Origin of the sequence: Bacilliculturomica massiliensis (assembly GCF_900605495.1) — a bacterium.
GTDB lineage: Bacteria > Bacillota > Clostridia > Peptostreptococcales > Anaerovoracaceae > Bacilliculturomica > Bacilliculturomica massiliensis.
Genome location: NZ_LR027602.1, coordinates 99,927 through 122,189, shown reverse-complemented (window position 1 = coordinate 122,189; position 22,263 = coordinate 99,927). Strand labels below are relative to the sequence as shown.

15 protein-coding genes are annotated in these 22,263 nt (G+C 55.6%); 7 read left to right on the top strand and 8 right to left on the bottom strand.

What is annotated here, in order from left to right; translation table 11 throughout:
* The first annotated feature begins 53 nt into the window (after positions 1-53).
* From E0E37_RS07185 to E0E37_RS07170, 4 genes are all read left to right on the top strand, one after another.
* Complete coding sequence (locus E0E37_RS07185) at positions 54-5,054, top strand: SpaA isopeptide-forming pilin-related protein (protein ID WP_130862367.1); 5,001 nt, start codon at positions 54-56, stop codon at positions 5,052-5,054.
* A gap of 261 nt (positions 5,055-5,315) precedes the next feature.
* Complete coding sequence (locus E0E37_RS07180) at positions 5,316-5,666, top strand: Hpt domain-containing protein (RefSeq protein ID WP_130862366.1); 351 nt, start codon at positions 5,316-5,318, stop codon at positions 5,664-5,666.
* A gap of 26 nt (positions 5,667-5,692) precedes the next feature.
* Positions 5,693-7,738: a bifunctional diguanylate cyclase/phosphohydrolase gene (locus E0E37_RS07175; RefSeq protein ID WP_130862365.1), complete on the top strand. Its 2,046-nt coding sequence runs from the start codon at positions 5,693-5,695 to the stop codon at positions 7,736-7,738.
* A gap of 207 nt (positions 7,739-7,945) precedes the next feature.
* Positions 7,946-9,145 carry a cation diffusion facilitator family transporter gene (locus E0E37_RS07170; RefSeq protein WP_130862364.1) on the top strand — a complete coding sequence of 400 codons (1,200 nt, stop codon included), beginning with the start codon at positions 7,946-7,948 and terminating at the stop codon, positions 9,143-9,145.
* A gap of 12 nt (positions 9,146-9,157) precedes the next feature.
* Here the strand turns inward: E0E37_RS07170 and E0E37_RS07165 are convergent, their stop codons facing one another.
* The 5 genes from E0E37_RS07165 to E0E37_RS07145 all read right to left on the bottom strand — a co-directional run bounded on the left by E0E37_RS07165 (position 9,158) and on the right by E0E37_RS07145 (position 14,061).
* Positions 9,158-10,180, bottom strand: a complete 1,023-nt coding sequence (locus E0E37_RS07165) for a hypothetical protein (RefSeq protein ID WP_130862363.1) — start codon at positions 10,178-10,180, stop codon at positions 9,158-9,160.
* Positions 10,181-10,248: 68 nt separating this feature from the next.
* Complete coding sequence (gene dapF, locus E0E37_RS07160; RefSeq protein WP_130862362.1) at positions 10,249-11,112, bottom strand: diaminopimelate epimerase; 864 nt, start codon at positions 11,110-11,112, stop codon at positions 10,249-10,251.
* A gap of 102 nt (positions 11,113-11,214) precedes the next feature.
* Positions 11,215-12,495 (bottom strand): diaminopimelate decarboxylase, encoded by a 1,281-nt coding sequence (gene lysA / locus E0E37_RS07155; protein ID WP_130862361.1) that lies wholly within the window; start codon positions 12,493-12,495, stop codon positions 11,215-11,217.
* An 18-nt stretch (positions 12,496-12,513) separates the two neighbouring features.
* Entirely contained in the window at positions 12,514-13,452 is a 939-nt protein-coding gene (locus E0E37_RS07150; RefSeq protein WP_130862360.1) for a S66 peptidase family protein, read from the bottom strand.
* A gap of 72 nt (positions 13,453-13,524) precedes the next feature.
* Positions 13,525-14,061, bottom strand: coding sequence for a spore maturation protein (locus tag E0E37_RS07145; RefSeq protein WP_130862359.1), 537 nt, complete (start codon positions 14,059-14,061; stop codon positions 13,525-13,527).
* 618 nt (positions 14,062-14,679) lie between these two features.
* On the opposite strand from E0E37_RS07145, the gene E0E37_RS07140 reads away from it, so the two are divergent.
* The gene (locus E0E37_RS07140; RefSeq protein ID WP_130862358.1) at positions 14,680-15,900 is read left to right on the top strand and encodes a M20 metallopeptidase family protein; all 1,221 of its coding nucleotides are present in this window, start codon (positions 14,680-14,682) and stop codon (positions 15,898-15,900) included.
* A gap of 93 nt (positions 15,901-15,993) precedes the next feature.
* Positions 15,994-17,133 carry an alanine racemase gene (gene alr / locus E0E37_RS07135; RefSeq protein ID WP_130862357.1) on the top strand — a complete coding sequence of 380 codons (1,140 nt, stop codon included), beginning with the start codon at positions 15,994-15,996 and terminating at the stop codon, positions 17,131-17,133.
* Here the strand turns inward: alr and E0E37_RS07130 are convergent.
* Positions 17,094-18,290, bottom strand: a complete 1,197-nt coding sequence (locus E0E37_RS07130) for a M20 metallopeptidase family protein (protein WP_130862356.1) — start codon at positions 18,288-18,290, stop codon at positions 17,094-17,096. The genes alr and E0E37_RS07130 overlap by 40 nt on opposite strands.
* A 179-nt stretch (positions 18,291-18,469) precedes the next feature.
* A complete protein-coding gene (locus E0E37_RS07125) occupies positions 18,470-20,323 on the bottom strand; it encodes a sigma-54 interaction domain-containing protein (RefSeq protein WP_130862355.1) in 1,854 nt (617 codons plus the stop codon).
* A gap of 75 nt (positions 20,324-20,398) precedes the next feature.
* Here E0E37_RS07125 and E0E37_RS07120 point away from each other — a divergent pair, with 75 nt between their 5' ends.
* Entirely contained in the window at positions 20,399-20,974 is a 576-nt protein-coding gene (locus tag E0E37_RS07120; protein WP_130862354.1) for a hypothetical protein, read from the top strand.
* An 11-nt stretch (positions 20,975-20,985) separates the two neighbouring features.
* Here E0E37_RS07120 and E0E37_RS07115 read toward each other — a convergent pair whose 3' ends face one another.
* Positions 20,986-21,954: a dipeptidase gene (locus tag E0E37_RS07115; RefSeq protein ID WP_165445255.1), complete on the bottom strand. Its 969-nt coding sequence runs from the start codon at positions 21,952-21,954 to the stop codon at positions 20,986-20,988.
* Positions 21,955-22,263 lie beyond the last annotated feature (309 nt).

The window sequence follows — 22,263 nt, the reverse complement described above, 5'->3', positions numbered from 1 at the left end:
TTGGCTGTTTGTTTCCAAACATGCATACAGACACATAAAGGAGTGTAGATCAAATGAAGAATACCTGGCTGCGGTTAAAGAAGAAAGCCGCGTTGTTATTAGCCCTTTTGATGATGATCGGCAACGCCGGTTACCTGCCGGTCCACGCGGCCGGTCGGGAGTCCTCGCTGACTTGGGATGGCGGAGACCTCAGTTTTAACCTCTCCGCAGCCATCGCAGGCGGGCCGGATGAGAGCGACTGGTTCTTAAAAGTAACGAAAGCGGCGGGGCTGAGCTATGACAGCCTGACAGACTTTACAGCGCTTGACGACGCGCTGTCCGGTTATGAGGTCTGCGACGTTCTCGTCCGGGACGGCGAAACTGTTTATATCGCCGCATATAGAGAAAATAAGACGAAAAGCAGCAGTGAAGAGGATGCCTATGACGTGATCATCGTCGGCCTGAACAGGGGAAGCGCAGTTGAAGTCTCTGTCCGCGCCCTGTACGAAAATGAAGACATCCCTTCCTCCCGTATTGAACATGTCACTTCTCAGGTTTTGATGGATACGCTGCCGGAGACTGAACAGCCGGCACCGGTTGTGGAGGATCTGCAGTCCTCCACAACAACGGACAGTGCGGTGGGAGACACAGTGACCACCAGCGGTTCCATGCATACGACCTCTGAGGCGGTGGGCCCGGGAGATACAGAGACCGGCGGGCCGGACGACAACGGCAGCAACGGCGTCGGTTCCGACAACAATAACAGTGGTTCCAGCGACACCGGCGTAGGCTCCGACAGCAATGACAACGGGTCCAGTGACACCGGCGTAGGCTCCGACAGCAATGACAACGGGTCCAGCGACGGCGGCGTCGGCTCCGACAGCAATGACAATGGGTCCAGCGACGGCGGCGTAGGCTCTGACAGCAATGACAATGGGTCCAGTGACACCGGCGTAGGCTCTGACAGCAATGACAATGGGTCCAGCGACGGCGGCGTCGGTTCTGGCGGCAACGACAGCGGGTTCAATGACACCGGCGTAGGCTCCGACAGCAATGACAATGGGTCCAGCGACGGCGGCGTCGGTTCTGACAGCAAGGGCAACGGGTCCAGCGACACCGGCGTCAGCTCTGACAGCAACGGCAGCAGCGACGGTGCAGAAAAAGGCGGCGAAAGCACAAATCTGGGCCTGTCTCAGCGTTTCCGCACCCTTGTGGGCGATCTCACCACCGATGTGCCTACGAACACAGTCAGATCGAAAGTCGGCCTGTTTTCTCTGGGCGAGAACGAAATGAGCAGTATTGCCTTTACCGCCGCAGTGGATGCATACACGCCCAAGGAGATCGAGATCGCAAAAGAAAAAGTTGATCTGTTCGGCGAGGGACAGCCGCCTCAGACAGGCCAGCCTCTCGAAATCCCAGATCAGGGGATCGACCCGCAGCAGGTTTTCGGGCTGAAATATACATGTCAGCTGAACGCTGATCTCTCCCTGGCAGATATCGCCGGCCGCTCTATCGCGCTGGATCTGGAAAGCCTGGCGAAGGTATTCGATCTCAGCGACAGCGGCGCTTCATACACTTTGTCCATCCGGCCCGGGGGATTTGAAGACTCCGTTGTGATAGGCAAGGCGGTACTGGACACTGTAAAGAAAGAAGTGACCTTTGATTTTCTGGACGCAGAGACGCTGCAGCAGAATGTGTCCGCGGTCAAAGCTGAAGCAAAGATCAGCGAGATAACAGACATATCGGCTTCCTTCTGGATGAGTTTCCACTTCGATAAATCTGTAAAACACGATACGACCCAGACTCATATTGTTTTGGGAAATGAAGGGATCAAGCTGGACTGGAGCAACATTGACAACGACTCATTCGACTGCAGTATCTCTAAGAAAGCAGGCGATTACGACGGCAACGCGCAGACGCTCAGCTGGACGGTCACTCTGGAACCTCAAAAAAGCGCGTCTCTGGACGGTGCCCTCTTCACCGATACGCTGGGAGAGCATCTGACTTTCGATCCTGCTGTGGAAGGCGCATTTGTCATCAAGCAGGGCAATCAATCCGTTTCGATGACAAATGGCGGGCAGACGACCCCCATTCAGGTCTCCGGAAGCAGTATATCCTTTGAAATTCCCGCTTCGCTGAAAGACGACGGCATTGATCTGACGAAAGCCATCACAATAACCATAAAGACCGCAGTGGACGACGAGCTTTTTCGATCGTCTATGGGAGAAACAAAAGCGATCGTTTCCAATTCGGCTTCCATCGAAAAAGACGGCGGATCCGGATTTCCCAGGCGCACCGCAGAAGCCGACAAGACGTTTGAAGCCGGCTGGTTCTCCAAAGCAGGAGATTATAAACTGACCGGCGCCCACGCCCGCGAGATCGGATGGACGATCAAGATCAGCGCTCCGGTGCGGCTGCACAACGCAAAGGTCTACGATCTGCTGGCGCCTGAGCTGGGCGTGATCGACGTGACTTCGGGCTCCGGCTGGTCGCTGAGCGGCGCCTCCTGGAACGGCAGCGATCTGACCACAGATCCCAGCTCCCCTTCAGGCAACTGGTACGAGGTGGTCTCTGTGACAAAGGGAAGCGTCAGTCTCCCCGATTTCAACGACTATCCCGAAGGCGTGCAGAGGGAGATCTCCTCCCTGTCTGACGGCGACGAGCGTTATCTGGCGATCTTTCACCTGAAGGAGGTTCCCGCAGGTAATCAAAAAATCGAATTCTACACTCCGCTGTCTCTGAACGGTGCAGGCGGCGATCATAAGACTACAAATACCGCTTACATCACAGTGGAAGACATGGGCTCCGTCGGCCCCGGTCAGGGCGGTCCGGGAGGGCCGGGCGGAGAGATCGGCGGCAAAGACGTCACGGTCCAGGTCACATACAGTCAGGCTGCCATTGAAAAGAAGGGATCATACAATCGGAAAAATCACCATCTGACCTGGCAGATCGACGCCAACAATAACAAGAGCGTCCTTACCGGCGGCGTCACGATCACCGACGATCTTACGTCAGTATTGACCAAGTCCGGCTGGGAGGCCGAGTTTGATCCTGCCACCGCCGGGGCTCTGACCTGGTGGTCCGACAGCAGTCCCACGCCCCAGGCGGTGGAACGCGCCGCTCAGGCGCCCGCCGCCCCCGACGCCTTCCCAGCAGAGCCGCAGTACACTTACGACGACGAGGGCGACAAGAAAGTCCTGACGATCTACGTGAAGGAAATGAACGGTGAGACCTATCATTTCAAGATCGACACCGAGATCACCGGCAAAAAGGTGTATGAATGTTCCTACGAGGCGAATAATATAAAGGGGACTGTCAAGGAGTCAAATTCCGCAGATTTTACCAACAAGGCTACGCTGTCGTACAATGGCAGAGAGGTGAGCGACTCCGCGCAGGTCAAGGCTGTGAGCAAATTTCTGGCCAAGGAAGCCTACTCCAGCGGGGCTAACGGCGTGGGAGTCCCCTATGACCCTGCGGACAACACTTTCTGGTGGAAGCTGCAGATCAACGCCGACGGTCGGCACATGTCCGGAAACGCCGACGGCACCGGCGGCCCCGTGGTCATCGACGAGCTGCCGGAGGGCTTTTCCTACCTGGGATACGAGCTCTACCAGGGAGGAGCTGCCACCAGCAATTCCCATTACATGACATTGGGGAGCAGGCTTGAGACGTCGGACGCGCCAGCGAACCCAGCCAAACTCAGCGTAGTGGATTCCGGCAACCAGGTCTCCTTTACCTTCCGGGAGCCTATTGACAGCGGCCGCATCCTCTATGTAAAGACGAAGATCGACCCTACCCAGCTGTCGGAAGATAAGACCTTTGAAAACCGTTGTTCCCTGTCTTTCAACGAAAATGGGAGACCTGTGGAGACGGAGGCCAGCGTCAAGACGAAGATCAGTATTGCAGGCGTCTCTAAGGTGGGAAAGCAGACTTTCGTGAACGGCAAAGCAGTCTACGAGGTAGACTGGACTATGGACGTGAACCGGGACGGACTGGCAAACGGCTTTGACGCCCCGGAGATCACCGACGTACTGCCCGAGGGCTGTACCCTGCAGACCACCGGCGATTCTTTCAATGTGGAAATTTACAAGCTGAAGGTCAGCGCAAAAAATAAAAACAACGACAAAGTCAGAAATATCGTGGCGGGGGATGCGGTGATCGCCAGCGGCGATCTGACCGCAGAACTGAAAGATCACTGGAACTACCATCCTTCCACCCGAACGTTTACCTTCCGGCTGCCGGAAGAAAAAAACGCGCCGAAACAATACTCCGCCTACCGTGTGATCCTGCACGCCGACATCGACGCATCCAAAGCAGGCACGACTATGGCCAATACCGTAAACTATGCTGGCATCAGGGCGGAAGAGACCGTAACCAGCGAGAACGTTAAGATTTATTTCTTCGGAGCGGACGCGGGCGCGCAGTGGAATCCTTCTCCCGCCGGCAAGGACAATAAAGAGCTGACTGTCTGCAAAGTTTCTTCCGTTAAGGACGCCAGCGGTGCGGCGATCACTCTGGAGGGAGCGCAGTTCAACCTCGTATTTGAGCTGGGCGGCAAAGAGATCGTCTGGAAGGTCTCCACAGGCTCCGACGGGACTGCTTTCGTCCGGGGCATTCCGGCGGACGCTCAGAATATCAGGCTGGAAGAGATCAAGGCTCCGGACGGCTATCAGCTGCCCGCAGATCCGATGACTCCTGTTGTATACGGCAATGGGATCCTCTCGGTGACGATCACCATAGAGAATACCCCGAAACCGGTCCCTGGACCCGATCCTTCCCGCCCGGATCACGGACGCGATCCCAGGCCGGATGAGCCCACGGATGAGCCCACTGTGGATCTTCCCGACGAGGAGATTCCGGCAGGCGAGATCCCCGGTGGAAACTCCGGCGAGATCCCTGCAGTCGGAGACGATCCCGCAGACGGATCCATCCTGATCCCTGACGAAGAACTTCCGGCAGGCGGCATCCCCACAGGTCAACTCCCCAAAACAGGCGGGCTGGACGCCGCATTGTTTTATGGGGCGGGTGTGGCGATGGCTGGACTGGGCATACTGCTGAGAAGAAAACAGAAATAACAGAATCAGAAAATTCCCGGACACGGAATAAAATCCACGTCATTGGGTCTGCGGAGGAGACTGCTGAACAACAGGCTCACCTGCAGACCCTTGTCATATAATACCACCCCGGTGATCGCCCTGTTTCACGTCGTTCGGCTTGCTGTTTTTATGCAAAAGCGCTACAATAAGTGTTGCAAAGCTCCCCGCAGCGTCAGACCACAGGGCGATCTCATGGTCCGGCGCAGCTGCGGACCTTTTATCATGAATGGAGGATCATATATGTCTATCGAAGAAATTTACCAACGGCTTGGAGGCGATTACGACGATGTGCTGCGGCGTATGGGAAAAGCCGAACGCGTCATCCGTTTTCTTTCGATCTTTCCCAACGATCCCAGCTTTCTCCGGCTCAGCGAGGCGCTGAAAAGCGGCGATGTGGAGGAAGCCTTTCGGTCCGCTCATTCTCTCAAAGGAATCTGCATGAATCTGGGACTCACCAGACTGCGTGACTCCTCCGGCGCGCTGACTGAGACGCTGCGGGGCGGGCAGATCACGGAGGATTCCCTCTCTCTATTCAGGCAGGTGCAAGAGGATTATACAACAACCGTGGATTACATCCGGCAGCTCCCCTAAATGCAATCGCGAAAAGAGGAAAAAGAATGAAAAGGCAAGGCCTTATTTTAATAGTAGATGATACGGAAATGAATCGATCCATGCTGGCGGATATGCTGTCGGAGGATTATATGATCGTGGAGGCGGCCGACGGCGAAGAAGCGCTGGCGATTCTCTGCGGCAGACACGACGAGATCTCCCTGGTCCTGCTGGATATCGTCATGCCTAAGATGGACGGTTTTGAAGTTCTGGCCCACATGAACAAGAAGGGCTGGATCGGGCGGATCCCCGTCATCACCATCTCGGCAGAAACCGCTTCCACCTACATCGACCACGCTTACGACCTGGGGGCCACCGACTATATCAGCCGGCCTTTCGACGAAAAAACAGTTCAGCGGCGCGTGCGCAATACCATTATGCTGTACTCCAAACAAAAGGCCCTTGAGGGTATGGTGGCAGAGCAGATCGTGGAAAAAGAGCGCAACAATTTTCTCATGGTGGAGATCCTGTCCAACATCGTCGAATTCCGAAACGGAGAAAGCGGCCTTCATGTGCTGCACATCCGAACGCTGACTGAGATTTTTCTGCGCAAACTTCAGGAGATCTCGCCTTTCTACACTCTTTCCCCTACCCGTATGGCCCTCATCATCAACGCCTCCGCCCTCCACGACGTGGGCAAGATCTCGATCCCTGAAGAAATTCTCAATAAACCTGGCAAGCTGACGCAGGAAGAGTTTGAAGTGATGAAGACCCACAGCGCTCTGGGCGCTCAGATCATGGAGGACGCCCTCCAGCGCCACAGGGAAGATCTGATCCAGATCGCCTACAATATCTGCCGGTGGCATCACGAGCGCTGGGACGGCCGGGGCTATCCCGACGGCCTGAAAGGCGACGATATTCCCATCGAGGCTCAGGTGGTTGCTCTGGCGGACGTATACGACGCGCTCACCAGCGTCCGGGTCTATAAGAATGCCTATTCCCACGAAACAGCCATGCATATGATCCTGAACGGAGAGTGCGGCGCGTTTAATCCCCTGCTTTTGGAGTGTCTGCGGCAGGTGGGCCCCACTCTGGCGGAAGAGCTTACCCTGCGTTCTCTGAGCGGAGTCAGCGAAGAAAATATCCGTGAACTGTCCAGTCAGGCTCTGGCCGGATCCAATATATCCAACCGTACGCTGACCCTTTTTGAGCAGGAACGGATCAAATACCAGTTCTTCGCGTCCATGTCCAACGAGATCCAGTTTGAATACAATTATCAATCGGATCTGCTGGCCATCTCAGACTGGGGCGCCAAAAAGCTGGGTCTAAATACGCTGATCCAGCGCCCGCAGAGCAGCCAGGAGCTGGCCCAGGTCTTCTCAAGGGAAGATCTGCGGGACTTCCAGCGCCGTCTGCTGGCCGCCACACCGGAAAACCCCATCGCCAGCAATTCATACTGCCTGAACGTAATGGGCAGGAAGCGCTGGTACAAGGCCGTGTACCGGCCTCTCTGGGAAGGTGACGAAACCTGTAATATCGTGGGCGTCATAGGCAAGTTTGTGGATGATCACGAGGAGCAGATGCGGCTGGAACACCTGAAGAGAATGGCGGAACAGGATTCTCTGACCAAGCTGAACAATCACGAATCCGCCGGCAGGCAGATCCGTCAGGCGCTGACCGACAAGGATAAGCGCTACGCCATCATGCTGTTTGATCTGGACAATTTCAAGGAAGCCAACGACCGTTACGGGCACATGTTCGGCGATCAGGTCCTGAAACACGCGGCGGAACTTCTGCGAAAAAACGTCCGGGAAAGCGATATCGCCGCCCGGGTGGGCGGCGACGAATTCCTTTTGTTCATGGCGTACACGGGGGATATCGAGTCTCTGATCCGGCGGATCTTTACTTCCTTCCATGTAAAATTTCAATCCTTCTTTATCGAAGTGAGCATTGGGATCGCGCTGGTTCCTGAAAACGGATCAGATTACGAGACCCTGTTCCACGCGGCGGACCAGGCCCTGTACGCGGCTAAGAAAAACGGCAAAAACCGCTATTGCTTCTACGACGACTCCATGCGGGATCTGCTTTCCGTCCTGTCGCCCACAGATTGTTGATAAGAGGAAAAACTTGTGATTTCTTCCTGGATCTGATGGGCATTTTTCTGCCCGGCATATGATACCTTTGAAATTCTGCAGGATTTATGTTAAAATAGGTCGGCTCGTTTATGGGACCCATTCCCCCCTGCAGGCGCCGCCGGCCTGTCCGCAGCAGTCTGTCTGCCGGATCGGGCCGCAGCAGAGGTATTATGAGACGGAGGTATTATGAGGCAGTTTTTGATCAGGCGTTTTATAAAAGACTATGAAGATGTAAAGAATCCCGCAGTCCGGGAGAGCTACGGCAGGCTGGCCGGGATCGTGGGCATCGTATCAAACGTGCTGCTCTGCGGGCTTAAAATAGCCGCCGGGCTTCTATTCAGCAGCATTGCCATTCTCGCCGACGGCATCAACAATCTGGCCGACGCTTCGTCCTCACTGATCACGCTCATCGGTTTCCGTCTGGCGTCCAAACCGGCGGACGAAGACCATCCTTACGGACACGCCAGGATCGAATATATAACCGGTCTCATCGTCTCACTGCTCATCATCATCCTTGGCCTGCAGCTCCTATCCACTTCTGTGGAAAAGATCCTGCACCCGGATCCGCTGGAATTCAGCATTCTCTCCGTAGCTGTACTGATCACGGCCATCGCCGTAAAGATCTGGCAGGCGAATTTCAATATTAAAATGGGCGAAGCCATCGACTCCGCCGCACTCAAAGCTACCGGCCAGGACAGCAGAAACGACGTGATCTCCACCAGCGTCGTACTGCTGGGCATTCTGATCGGAAAGCTGGCCGGCATCCAGCTGGACGGGATCCTCGGCACCCTTGTGGCCCTGTTTATCGTGTATTCCGGATTTCAGCTCATCAAAGAGACCTCGGATCCCCTTTTGGGGCAGGCGCCGGAGCCCGCCCTGGTGGAGGCGATCCAGGCTCACGTCAAAGCGCATCCTGGAGTTTTAGGGATCCACGATCTGGTCATCCACGATTACGGTCCCGGCCGTATCTTCGCGTCGGTCCACGTGGAAGTGGACGCCCACAGAAACCTGATGGAAAGTCACGATATGATCGACAATATAGAGCGGAGCGTTGGCCGGGAGCTGCACATCCAGCTCACCATCCATATGGACCCGCTGGATACAAAGGATCCTCTCACAGGCAGGGTCAGGGATGAGCTCCTGGAAATCACTTCCGGCATGGAGGATATCCTGAGCACACACGATCTGCGCGTGGTCTCCGGATGCACCCATCACAACGTCATCTTTGATGTGGTAGTGTCGCGGGACTGCCGCATGACCGATTCTGAGATCAAGACGCGGCTGACCGAGGCGCTGAAGGCACGTAATCCCAAATACTGTACCGTCATCACCGTGGAGCATAATTTTGTCGGAGAAGCCGCTCTGAACAACGTGAAGATGCAGTAAGAATACGCCGCTTTACGGCCACGGATCGTCCGGGTCCATCCCGAAGACCTGTACCACCTCCAGAAGCGGACTGTTTGCCAGCTGCTTCGGTGTTACGACCCACCCTCCGTCGGGATCCAGATCGTAGCCAAACTGCGCGTAAGCCCTCCAGATCAGATGCGCGCACTGCGTTCCCGTGCAGGCTGCGGCCGCAGACCTGCCGGAACTGTCCAGTACCCGCTGCTTTTCACCAAAAAAACCGGCGGTGAGCCGATAGGGCACGCCCAGCAGATTTTGCTCCGCCCATTCCGCTACCTGCGCCCGTTCCTCTCTGCCGGCGCCAGCCAGACGCATAACAAGTATATTGGGATACTTTTCCCATTTCCTGAATCGCCGGATGCCGGTATCTTTTCCAATGACGATGGCCTCCAGTGTCTCTCTGTCTTCCGCGTCGATCACCAGCGCTGCGTGACCGTTTCTCCACCCAAAAACGTGGGAGGATTTCGTGATGAGAATATCTCCGTCCTGGACGCCGGTGAGATCTGTGGTCAGCACCACGCTGCCCTTTTCGTCCACCGTCTCTTCGCGGCAGCAGACTGCGTTGTCCCTGACACAGATGTAACGGGGTTCTTCAAAAAAGGTGTCCTGCAGGTTTTTCAGCTTTGCGGGCCCATCCGGCCCAGAGAGTACCTGATCCACTGCCTGCCGTCCCAGACCGGTCTGATGATACAGAAAATCGTAGTCTCTTTCGCTGAAAACGTAACTGGTCTCCAGCTTTTCTTCTTTGTCCCTCTCTGTCTCCTTCTCCCCGCAGTCAGGCCCCGTCCACGTCTCCCGAGCCTGTGCCGTCTCTGCTTCCATCCGGTTCACAGCAGCCTGCACCGCGCCTTTTTCCAACACCGGTCCCAGCGCTCTGCGGCTGTAATCCGGCGCCGTGTGCGCAAGCTTCTCCGTCAGGTGATCTGAAAGCATCAGTCCTCCCGCCGCAGCCAGGAGGATCGCCAGCAGTCCAGCCGTTATTTTCCAATAAAAAACTCCAGTCTTACTTTTATTCATAAGACTAGAGTTCCCCTCAACAGATCATATTATTCGATCGCTGCATGTCCGCCCGTCCGCTCACCTGTTCATTGCAGCGAAAAATCCTCGTCCGTGATCTCTCCCTCCGCCACGATGTTGGTAGGGCCCGTCAGGTAAAGCGCTCTCACACGATCTGGCGCTCCATCCGGTTTCTCCCCATCCAGCTCCACTGTAATGCGCAGTTCGCCGCCGGGCACCCGGACCCGAACGTCCCTGCCGCTGACGCGGCCCAGAAGCGTGAGCACCGTAACCACGCTGCCGGTGCCTGTGCCGCAGGCCAGAGTGAAATCCTCCACGCCGCGTTCGAAGGTCTTTTCCCACAATTCCTCCGGTCCGGTCTGCACAAAGAAATTTACATTGGCTCCCTTAGGAAAATCCTTATAATACCGCAGCGCCCTGCCAAGCTCCCGTAGCCGCTCTTCTTCCATGAGCTGGAATTCCGGCAGCTCCACTATGGCGTGTGGAATGCCCGGATCACCCAATTCCACATAGTAATATTCATATTTTCTGCCGTCGATCTCAGCAACATGGTCCAGTTCGATCTTTGTGGGATCGTTCAGCCGGATCTGATACATGCGCGGATCGATGCGCCTGCCCGTCACCATTCCGGCCTTCGTCTCGATCCTCTGGATCTCTCCCGCCAGCCCCTTCTCATATCCATAGCGCGCGATACATCTGGCCCCATTGCCGCACATTTCGCTCTCGCTGCCGTCGGCGTTATAAAAACGCATGCGATAGTCGCCGCCCTGCACGGGATGATCCACCGCCATGAGGCCGTCCGCTCCCAGAGAGAACCGTCTCCTGCAGAGCTGCCGGGCAACAGCGCCCAGCTTTTCTGCAGGGATCTTTTCCTCCATGTTGTTGAGAATGATAAAGTCGTTTCCAGCTCCCTGGAATTTCGAAAACTTCATTTCTTTCTCCATTCCCCCGTCTGCCGCAGCAAAACTGCACCACACGGGTTTTCAATCGATTCCCATCCGCTTTCCTTGCCTGTTCTCCGTTCCCATTCTCCGTCACAGGATCTCGTTTCTCATCATGTCCTCGTAGGTCTGCCGTTTTACCACCAGCCGGTCCTTTCCGTCCCTTACGAAAACTACTGCCGGAATGGGATTTCGGTTGTAGTTGGAGGCCATGGAAAAGCCGTAAGCTCCCGTGGAGAAAACAGCGAAAAGATCCCCGCTTTCCGGCCGCGCCACAGCGATATCCCGGATGAGAATGTCTCCCGACTCGCAGCATTTGCCGCAGACTGTCACCACTTCCTCCTTCGGCTCATCGGCTTTGTTGGCCACCACGCCGTCGTAGACCGCCTGATACAGCGCCGGTCTGATATTGTCCGTCATACCGCCGTCCACAGAGACGTACTTGCGAACATCCCGGATCTCTTTTATGCTGCCGATGGTATAGAGGGTCATGCCCGCCTCCGCCACCACGCTTCTGCCCGGCTCTATGACCACGGCAGGCCGCTTTACGCCCATTTCTTCAAAAAACGCCTCGATGCGCGCCATCATTGGCTGCAGAAAGTATGACGCCGGCTTTCTCTCTTCCGTTGTATAGGTGACGCCAAAGCCTCCGCCCAGATTTAATTCCGTCACATCAAAGCCGAACCGCTCTTTTACGTTTTTAACCACGTCCAGCATAATATCGAGGGCCTGCAGGTGGGACGTATTGTCAAACAGCTGGGAGCCCACGTGGAAGTGGAAACCCATGAAATTGATATGGGGCGCCTCGATGGCCTGCTTTACCTGAGGATAGATCACGTCTTCGTCCAGCGGAATGCCGAATTTGGAGTCCTTCTTCCCCGTTACCATATAATCGTGGGAATCGGATCTTACTCCCGGCGTGATGCGAAACAGCACATTGGCGGTCTTTCCCCTGGCAGCGCAGATCGATTCCAGCAGGGAGAGCTCCTGCAGGCTGTCCACGATAAACCGGCCCACTCCATAATCCACCGCCAGCTCCAGCTCCGACGGCTGTTTATTGTTCCCGTTGAATTCCACCCGTTCCGGGGGAAACCCCGCTTTCATCGCCGTGTAGATCTCACCTCCGGAGACCACGTCCGTGCAGATCCCCTGTTCCATGCAGAGTTTCAACATAGCCGCCGTGCAGAAAGCCTTTGACGCATAGGCCACGCGCGTATTTTCATACTTTGAGGTAAAGTCGCGTTTCAATTCTTCCAGACGGCCGATCAGTTCGTTTTCTGAATACACATACAGCGGCGTTCCGTATTTCTTCGCCAGATCCACAGTACTGCAGCCGTCAACATACAGCACATTGTTCTTCACTTCTCTTATCATCTCGTATTTCTCCTCTCCCTACCGCTGAGGCGCGGCAAAGGAAATGCTGCGGTTCACTGTATCCATCGTACAAACTGCGCCCAGAGGCAGCGTCATCATGGGGTAGTCATGACCGGACTGTATGTTGGCGAGCACAGGTATATCCAGTCCCTCCAGCGCCTCGCGGAAACAGTCCAGTTCCGTATATTCCGGCGCTTCCTTATTCGTACAGTCTGTAAACTGTCCGATCAACAGACCGGCGCACTCCTTGAATTTTCCGGAATTTCGCAGTTGATAGACCATGCGGTCCACCCGGTTCATGGTCTCCCCCACCTCTTCGATGAAAAAGATCTTACCTTTCGTGTCAACCTCATAGGGCGTTCCGATGGAAGCGGTCAAAAGCGACAGATTGCCCCCGGTGAGGATGCCTTCCGCCTTTCCGCCTTTCGAGCTGCCTTCCTTCAGCACAGAAATGTGGAAGCCTTTGGGATTTTGGAATTCATAGGGTCCTTCCGCGTTCAGCGCGTGGAAAAAGCTGTTTTTTGTCTCCTCGTCAAACTCATCCACCATATTGGACGATACCATGGGACCGTGGAAGGTGACGAAGCCGCATTGCTGTGTGAAAGCCAGATGCATGCTTGTCACATCGCTGTACCCCACAAAAATTTTCGGATTCTCTCTGATCAGTTCCAGGTCCAGATATTCCATGGCGCGGCTTCCCGCGTCTCCGCCGCGGACGCAAAACACAGCGTCCACCTGGGGATCCGCGAACATGGCATTGATCCATCGGCCCCGAACATCTCCCTTCCCCGCCATATATCCGGCATAGTTTCCGGTCAGGTTATCTGCCATTTTTACTTTGTAACCCATCCCCTCGATCACGGCCCTGCACTGCTTCGCCCGTTCCTGTGAGATGGCGGAGCTGGGGGCGATCAGTCCTATGGTCGCTCCCGCCTCTAATTTCTTTGGATATTTCATTCCATATTCCCTTTCCCATAATCTCGATTGCAATATGTCTTCCTGTCTCGTCCGCTCCCGCTGTCTGAAGGATCAGCCCCAGATAATATTTGTCACAAAACAGGCGGCCAGAAGGGAGGCCAGGTCAGCCAGCAGACCGGCCACCACGGCATGTCTTACCTTGGTCACGCCAACGCATCCGAAGTAAACGGCAATGCAGTAAAACGTGGTCTCAGTGGACCCCATGGCCACGGAGGCCATCCTGCCCACCAGAGAATCGGGCCCGTAATTGGTGAGCAGATCAGCCAGCAGCCCCTGTGCGGCTCCGCCTGAAAAAGACCGCATAATGCCCATAGGCAAAATTTCCGCCGGCATTCCGATCAGGTTCGTAACGGGGCTCAGAATGCCCACGACCCACTCCATTGCGCCGGACGCCCTGAACATGCCGATACCGCAGAGCATGCAGCATAAAAACGGAAGGATGGTCGCGGCAACAGTCAGCCCTTCTTTCGCACCGTCCACAAAAACCGCGTAGACCTTGACCTTTTTAATGATAGCATACACCGGAATGGCAAACACAACAAACGGAATCGCATAAAGAGCCAGGAAATCCATCACTTTTATAAACATATTATTTCTCCTTCTTAATTTACGCTACTTTTCTTCAGTATTCACCCTTTTTTATTTCGAAGGTTTTTTCATTATTCAGAGACCGGTCCGTCAATACTGATTCCCTTTTTCGCCGGAAGTCCCTATTGCCTGTAAAAATTCCCGTTATCACTGCGATCGCCACAAGACCGACCCAGATATAATTCATCATAAAGCGTTCCCTCCTTACAATATAATAGTATATGATTTCCCACCGTCATTTTAATTTCTGACCTGACAAGCTGCTCTCCGCCCCTTTCCTCCTTTCTGCCTGTCCTATTCGGCGCTGCCAGTCCAGATACGAATGACACCTTTGTAATCTACTAACAGCAAAAAACGTGCCAACCTTTCCCAACTGTAAAATCGACATAATTCTCCTTTTGAGTTTGAGAGCATCCTTGTTGATCGTCCTGATTTTCAGACTGATTTTCCTATAATCCGGATCAATTGGGCTTTTCACCTAAAACAACATTGAAAGACCGCCCGCTTCTTTTGGTATGGGTGTTGCAAGTATTATGACAGAAACCGCTGGATCAAAGTGAAAGACGACGAGGCGGACCGCCCGCTGCGGACCGTTCGCCGGATATACAGGAGAGACCTATGAAAACAATAGATATTATTGGAAAAGAGACGCTGAAAGCGCAGGTAGACGCCGTTCTCGGCGAGATCATCGCTATCCGCAGAGATCTTCACGCCCATCCGGAACTGTCTCAGCAGGAAGTTCGTACTTCTGCAAAAATCAGCGAATATCTGACAGAGTGGCAGATCCCGCACAGGACGGAGGTGGCCGGTCACGGCATAGTGGGACTGATCGGGGGAAAGATCTCCCGCCGATCCGGCGGCCCTGTGATCGCTGTCCGTGCGGATATGGACGCCCTGCCGATCCAGGAAAAAAACGACGTCCCCTACCGCTCGTTGAACGAGGGCGTCATGCACGCCTGCGGCCACGATATCCATACCGCCGTGCTGTTGGGCGCCGCAAAGATACTGAAGGGAATGGAGGATGAGCTGCCAGGTACAGTAAAGCTGCTCTTTCAGCCAGCCGAAGAGACAGTGGGAGGAGCCCTGCCCATGATCAGGGCCGGCTGTCTGAAAGACCCCGACGTAAACGCGGTGATCGGGCTCCACGTGGATCCGGATATCCCAGCGGGACATCTGGAATTTTGTCGGGGCAGCATGAACGCCGCTTCCAACGAGTTTACCATAACGGTCACCGGCGTTTCCTGCCATGGAGCCCATCCCCACAACGGAGTAGACGCCATCCTGGCAGCATCTCAGGTCGTGAACGCCCTGCAGAGCGTGGCAGCCCGCAGCGTTGCCGCCACAGACGCCGCCGTGGTGACCGTGGGACTGTTCCAGGCGGGCACCGCCCCCAACGTGCTGGCCGGCAAGGCTGTTCTGAAGGGTATCGTGCGTACCCTGGACCCTGCCACCCGGTCCCTGGCCGTCCGGCGCGTGGCAGAGATCGCGGAGGCCACTGCCGCTGCTTACGGCGCTGCCGCCCAGGTCGATTTTACCGAGAGCTATCCCGCTCTCATCAACGACGATCAGGTGGAGACCATCCTGGAGGGCGCAGCAGCATCTTTCTTCAATAGAGAACAGATCCATTTTCAGCCCAAGCCAAGCATGGGCGCCGAGGATTTTTCCTATTTCTGCAGCGCGGTAAAAGGCGCGTATTTCAACATCGGCACCAGGTCTTTGCCGGAGGGCCCTTCCGCGCCTCTTCACAGCGAATATTACTGTCCCGACGAGCGCTGCATCTCCGCCGGCGTCCTCATGGAGATCGCCGGCGTTCTGGCTCTGATGGAAAAACTGGATTAAAACTGGATCAACGGTATCCTGCCCCGGCAGGACCGCTGGCGTCTGAGAGTAAAACCGGAATATCCGGTATAGAAAGAGGGGAAATCTGCAGTTATGCTGTTGAGAGATACGGTGATCAAGGTCGATCTGGACGACATCGCTTACAATATGGACCTGATCCGGAAGATGGCCGGAAGCGCGGCCGTCATGCCTGTGATCAAGGCCAACGGCTACGGGCACGGCGCCGTGCCCATCGCGGCCACGCTCATGAAACACGGCGCCTCATATCTGGCCGTAGCGACGCTGACCGAGGCTCTGGAGCTGCGGGAAGCCTGGCCTGACTATCCGCTTTTTATTCTGGGCCATACGCCCGACCGCCTGCTGCCGCTGGCGGCGGAGAACCGCATCGTTTCGACGATCTTCTCCATAGAACAGGGCCGGATCCTGTCAGATCTGGCTTGTAAGACCGGCCGTTCCGTTAAAGCGCACCTGAAGGTGGACACCGGTTTTCACCGGCTGGGAGCAACGGATCTCCGCCAGATGGCCGCTGTCTGCCGCCTGCCCGGTCTCGACGTCGAAGGGATCTTCTCTCACCTGGCGCTGGCAGGAAGCGAGGAAAATGAAAAGCAGTACCGGCAGTTCTGCGCGGTGATCCAGGGACTGGAGAAAGAAGGGATCACCTTCCGCTATCATCATCTTGCCGACAGCATCTCCGCCGTGGACGATCCGAAATACCGCATGGATATGATCCGTCCCGGCGCTCTCGTCTTCGGTCTCAGGGGTTTCCACAAGGGCTTTCTCCCCGTCAGGCAGGCCCTTACCTTTGAGACGCGTATTTCGCAGATCCACCGCATCAGAAAAGGGGAAGGCGTGGGCTACGACTATCTCTGGACCGCTCCCGCTGATACCAGGATCGGCACGCTGCCCTTCGGCTACGCCGATGGATATCCCCGCAGCATGAGAGGAAAGGGCTACGTTACCATACGCGGCGTCAAATGTCCGGTGGTGGGCGTCATCTGCATGGACCAATGTATGGTCGATCTGGCCGGCGTGCCCGAAGCCCGGGAGGGCGACCGGGCCGTTATTTACGGAAATGGCCGGAACAACACCATGAGCATAGCGGAAGCCGCGGAGCTTGCTGGCACCAATAAAAATGAGATCGTCTCCCGCCTGGCGGCGCGGCCGCCGCGGGTCTATATTGCCGGAGGATCCGCTCACTCCATTCCCAGCAGCGTCAGCGCGTTTCGCACTTGAAGCTTCACGCCTGCAGCCAGGCACCGCTCGTCGATGTCAAACCGCGAGTTGTGCAGATCCACCGTTTTTTTGTCCCCCGGAGCAGCGCACCCCAGATGAAAAAAACAGGATGGACGGGCAGCCGCGAAGTAAGAAAAGTCTTCAGTCCCCATATCCGGCGCCTGCTCCAGGATCACGTTTTCTACGCCCAGTACGGTTCGGGCGTTGCGCAGTACCACATCTGTGACCTGGTCGTTATTAATGAGCGGACCATAGCTCTCTTCCACGATCAGCTCGGCCCGGGCCCCCATGGCGTCCGCCACCTGTTCGCAGACCGCTCTGATCTTATCCCGGGCAAAGCGCCGGGTCTCATGGTCCAGCGTGCGCAGGATCCCCTGCATCTCCACGCGGTCGGCGATCTGGTTGCGCACGCTGCCGCCGTGAATCGTCCCGAAGGTGCAGACCGCCGCGCCGGTGGGACAGATATTTCTGCTCACCAGAGTCTGCAGCGTATTCAGAATATTTGCCGATACGACGATCGCGTCCACACCCTCGTCCGGGTGAGCGCCGTGGGCTGATCTGCCGTACACTCTTACGGTCAGCATATCGGAAGCAGCATACATCTTTCCGTAGCGGATTCCCACCTGTCCTGCGCTGCAGCCGGGATCCACGTGCAGTCCCAGCACAAAATCCACATGAGGGTCCTCAAGACAGCCGGCTTCGATCATGCGCGCTGCGCCGCCTGTGGTCTCCTCCGCCGGCTGAAAGAAAAATTTCACCCTTCCCGCCCATTCATTTTCCATTGCCTTCAATATCCTTGCCGTGCCCAGCAGGATCGCCGTGTGAGCGTCGTGACCGCAAGCGTGCATGACGCCCGGGTTTACGGAACAATAAGGCGCAGTTTTATTTTCTTCCTCAATGGGCAGCGCGTCCATATCAGCCCGGATCCCTACTGTTTTCCTCGCCGGTCCGCGGGTCCCCGTCACCACGCCCACGACGCCGGTATCCGCCACGCCCTTCTCACAGGGGATCCCCCACTCTTCCAGCCGCCGGCAGATCTGTGCGCCGGTCCGATATTCTTCCCCGGAGAGTTCAGGATTCCTGTGCAGATCCCTTCTTATTTCCGACAACTCCCGTTCCAGATCCAATTCGCTTATCCATTCTTCCGGACTCTTCATGGTTTCTCCCTCGCCTTCTTTCCTGCCCTCTTCCGGAGATCCTTCCCGGTTTCCAAACCGTTTTTCCTGATTATCGGACACGTCTCTCTATACCGTCGGTCCGGCGTCTGAAACAGCCCCCCGCTTAATGGCATAAATGTTGCAAGCTAATATATTGATATGAGATAACCGGCCCATTGTTACAGCAGACCATGCTTCTTGCATTTTTCATAAAACACCGACTTGGAAAGGCCCAGCTCCTCCATGACCTGGCGTTTATCCCCGTTGTATTTCTGCAGCGCCGCACGCAGAATACGACATTCCTCAGCCGCCAGCCGGTCCTTCAGCGTTACGTTTTTCACCGGATCCATATCGATATCGATATGCTCTGAATAGATGAGCTCAGAGTCGCACAGCGTGATGGCCCGCTCAATGACGTTCTCCAGCTCCCGCACATTTCCCGGCCAGTCATAGGACAGCAGCCTGCGCAGCGCCTCTCCCGAAAACTGTTTGGCCCCTACGTCGTACTCCGCGCAGGCACGCTGCAGGATCTGGTTGATAAGCGGATAGAGATCGGGTTTCCGTTCCCGCAGCGGCGGGATGTGTATGGGAAACACGTTGATCCGGTAGTAGAGATCCTGACGGAAGGTCCCCTTTTCCACCTCTTCCTTCAGGTTTCGGTTCGTGGCCGCGATCACGCGGACGTCCACCTTCAGCGGCCTGGACGAGCCTACGCGGTAGATCGTCTTATTCTGCAGCACATGAAGCAGTTTGACCTGAATAGCCAGCGGTATCTCGCCGATCTCGTCCAGAAATATGGTCCCTCCGTTGGCCGCTTCAAAATACCCGGCCTTTCCACCTGTGGACGCCCCGGTGAAAGCGCCGCCCACATAGCCAAATAATTCGCTCTCAAAAAGGGTGGGTGCAATGGCGTTGCAGTTCACCTCGACGAAAGGTCCGCCGCCGCCCCGCAGGTCGTGGATCTCCCGGGCCAGCTGTGATTTCCCGGTGCCGCTCTCCCCCGTGATGATAACGTTGAATTTGGTCCGGGACGCCTTGTAGGCCAGATATTTGACCTCGCTGATGAGAGGACCGCTGCCTACGAAACCTTTGAAGGCGTCCTGGGGATAATTTTTGCCGTAAGCCGGCCGGGGCGCATTGTACTTGCGCTCCACTTCCTCTGCCAGACGGTTTCTGTCCTCCAGCAGCGCCTCCATCCGCGTGGCGTTCTGTATCATGAGAAAAACGCCGTCCACGGTGCCGTCTTCTTCCTTCCTCACGGGAAACAGGGAACAGATCACCGGCCTGCGGTTGATCTCATAGATCGCGTCGTCCACAGAGTCTTCCTCTCCCCACAGGATGCGGAAGACTCTCTCGGTGAGCTCGCCCTCTTCAAAAATATCGGACAGCGGCCTTCCGATGACAGAAAACCCGTCGCCGGGTTCTGATTCCTTCGCCAGAAAGGCCTTGCCGCGAAGCAGATAGGCCGCGTCTTCTTTCCGGACGCTGTATCCCTGCATCTGAAAAAATTTGATGGCGCCGGTGCTTCCGTCAATTGCGACCATATGCCCCACCGTGCTAAAATAATTCATGACAAATTCCCGGTCGTTGACGGAAATAGACGCGCGCCGTTCGGCAGGATCTACCGCCGCGCGGATGCGGAAGCCCAGGTAATTGGTCTCCAGCACAATTGGCCGGCGAAGCTGGTGACTGGGCATATATTTATAGACAGGCTCCATCCTGCTGTTGCGGTAGACTCCCACGCACAGCAGCACGCCTCCCCTGCCGATGTTCTTGTCATGGATATTGAGCAGCTGCAGATCCTCCGCGCTCAGGTCGCCGTCGTCGCCTCCCACGCTGTTGTCCGCGATGATCACAATATCGCCGTCCCGCAGCGTACCGGCTCCATGAGTATTGCTCCGATCAAAATCAATACCGGTGATCTCCCTGGCCTTCCGGTTATATATACTGATCTTTCCCTGTACGTCCACACCGATCAGTCCCCGGGAAAAATCATTTACCATATGTACAATGGTGTTCGTGTTCAATTCCATACGTATTACCTCCGCCTTCCGCCGACGCACTTTTATGATAACACAGTCCTTTAAAAATTTGAAAGGAGAAATCACATGTATAAAATCAGATATTACTATTCTTCTCTGTCCAAACAATTCTTCCTTATCTTTGTGATCTGGGCGCTTCTGGTCCGGTTGCTGCTGTTCTTTGCCGGCGGTTTCTATAAAGATGCTTACGTGGTCGCCACTGTGGCCGTCTATGCGCTGGCGCTGGCTCTCTGCATCTTTTTTTTCACAGGCTGGAAGTTTTTTTATTACGAATTTGACCAGACTTCGCTGACCGGCTTCAACCTTTTAACGAAAAAAAAGACTGAGCTGGATCTCGTCCCCGTTCAGCGGGCGCTTTTCTCCAAATCCGGCATCAGTCTCTTCTATGAAGGGGACCAGGGCCCCCGATATTTTATACCCTTCCGCCGTCTCGGCGTCATTTCTCCCGTAGGCGTGGAAAATTTCATGAACCTGATGAAAAACCGCGGGGTCCATGTGGAACAGCAGTACCAGGTCCTTCCCGGCCACGGAAAAGGCGCTGCCTGGATCGGAAGATGTTACACGCTGCTGGCGATCCTTGTAGCTCTCAGTTCCGTTCAATCGACGTTTCTGGTGGTCTTGATCCTGGCAGCTCCCAAATAGCCTGCCCTTATCTAGCGGCCCGCCCCGGAACACTCCCGGAACACCCGCAGGAAATTGCCAGAAGCGATCTTCTCTACATCGTCATCCGAAAAATGCTTTTCCAACGCCTCCAGAAGTCTGGGATATCCGGTGCCGTCGCTCATCTCCAGCTCACAGTCGATCCCGTCGAAATCGGATCCCATGGCCACGGCCTCCACACCGGCCTTATTTGCCATGTAAACGGCGTGCTCCACGATGCGGTCGATCGTCGTAAAGTCGCTGCCCTCCGTGAGGAATCTGGAGTAGAAGTTCACTCCGGCCACGCCTCCCGTCTCCCCGATCACCCGCAGCTGATCGTCCGTGAGATTGCGGCTGTGGTCGCACAGCGCTCTGGCGCAGGAGTGAGACGCGGCAAAAGGCTTTTTGCTGTACTTCGCAACGTCGTAAAATCCTCCTTCGGACAGGTGAGAGATATCGACGATGATCCCTCTCTCGTTCATCTTCTCCACCGCTTCGATGCCGAAGGGCTTCAGCCCCTTTGCGTGAAGCTGCGGATCGATGCTGTTGGGGTAGCCCAGAGAATTCTCGTAATTCCAGATCAGAGTGGCCATGCGCACCCCCTGGTCAGCCAGCTCGTCCACTCTCTCGATCTTTCCGTCCAGCAATACGCAGTCTTCCAGCGTCAGTATGGCGGAAAGTTTTCCTTCCTTTTCATTGCGGGCCACGTCGTCCGCCGTGTATGCGGGCAGGATCATATCCCTGTTCGCTTCCAACTCCCGCCTGTAGAGCTCATACATTTCCTGAAACAGCTCATAAGGCCCAATGGTGACTCCATCCTGTACAGCCGACTCTCCCGTGGTAAGAAATATGGCGAAACACTGTCCCGTCATACCCGCCTCTTTCATTTTTTCCAGGCTCAAATGCCCTTTCCCGCTGCGAAGTCCTGTTTTTTTCAGGTAACACTCCAGCAGCGTATCGCAGTGCATATCAATAATTCCCATGCAGATCCACTCCTTTTCTTGTGTGTCCGTATCTTTCTGTCTGTTCGGTCCCCCGCCCTGCGTTCTCTCCCCGCCAGACGGCGTTCCTCTTACCAGTATATCTCTCCGGCAAAGGGAATTCAAACCTTTTCGAATCGCACGGACACGCCGGCGGATCACTCCTGCAAAAAGGCGTAAATGCTCCCGCATGTCGGCTTCAGTGCCGGCTCCATTATGTACCTGCGCCGCGATGTTAGCTCTGGGGCAGTACAAGCAAATAGGCGAAATTTGAAAAAATTTCATCGCATCACCGAAAACAGGCAAAAATAT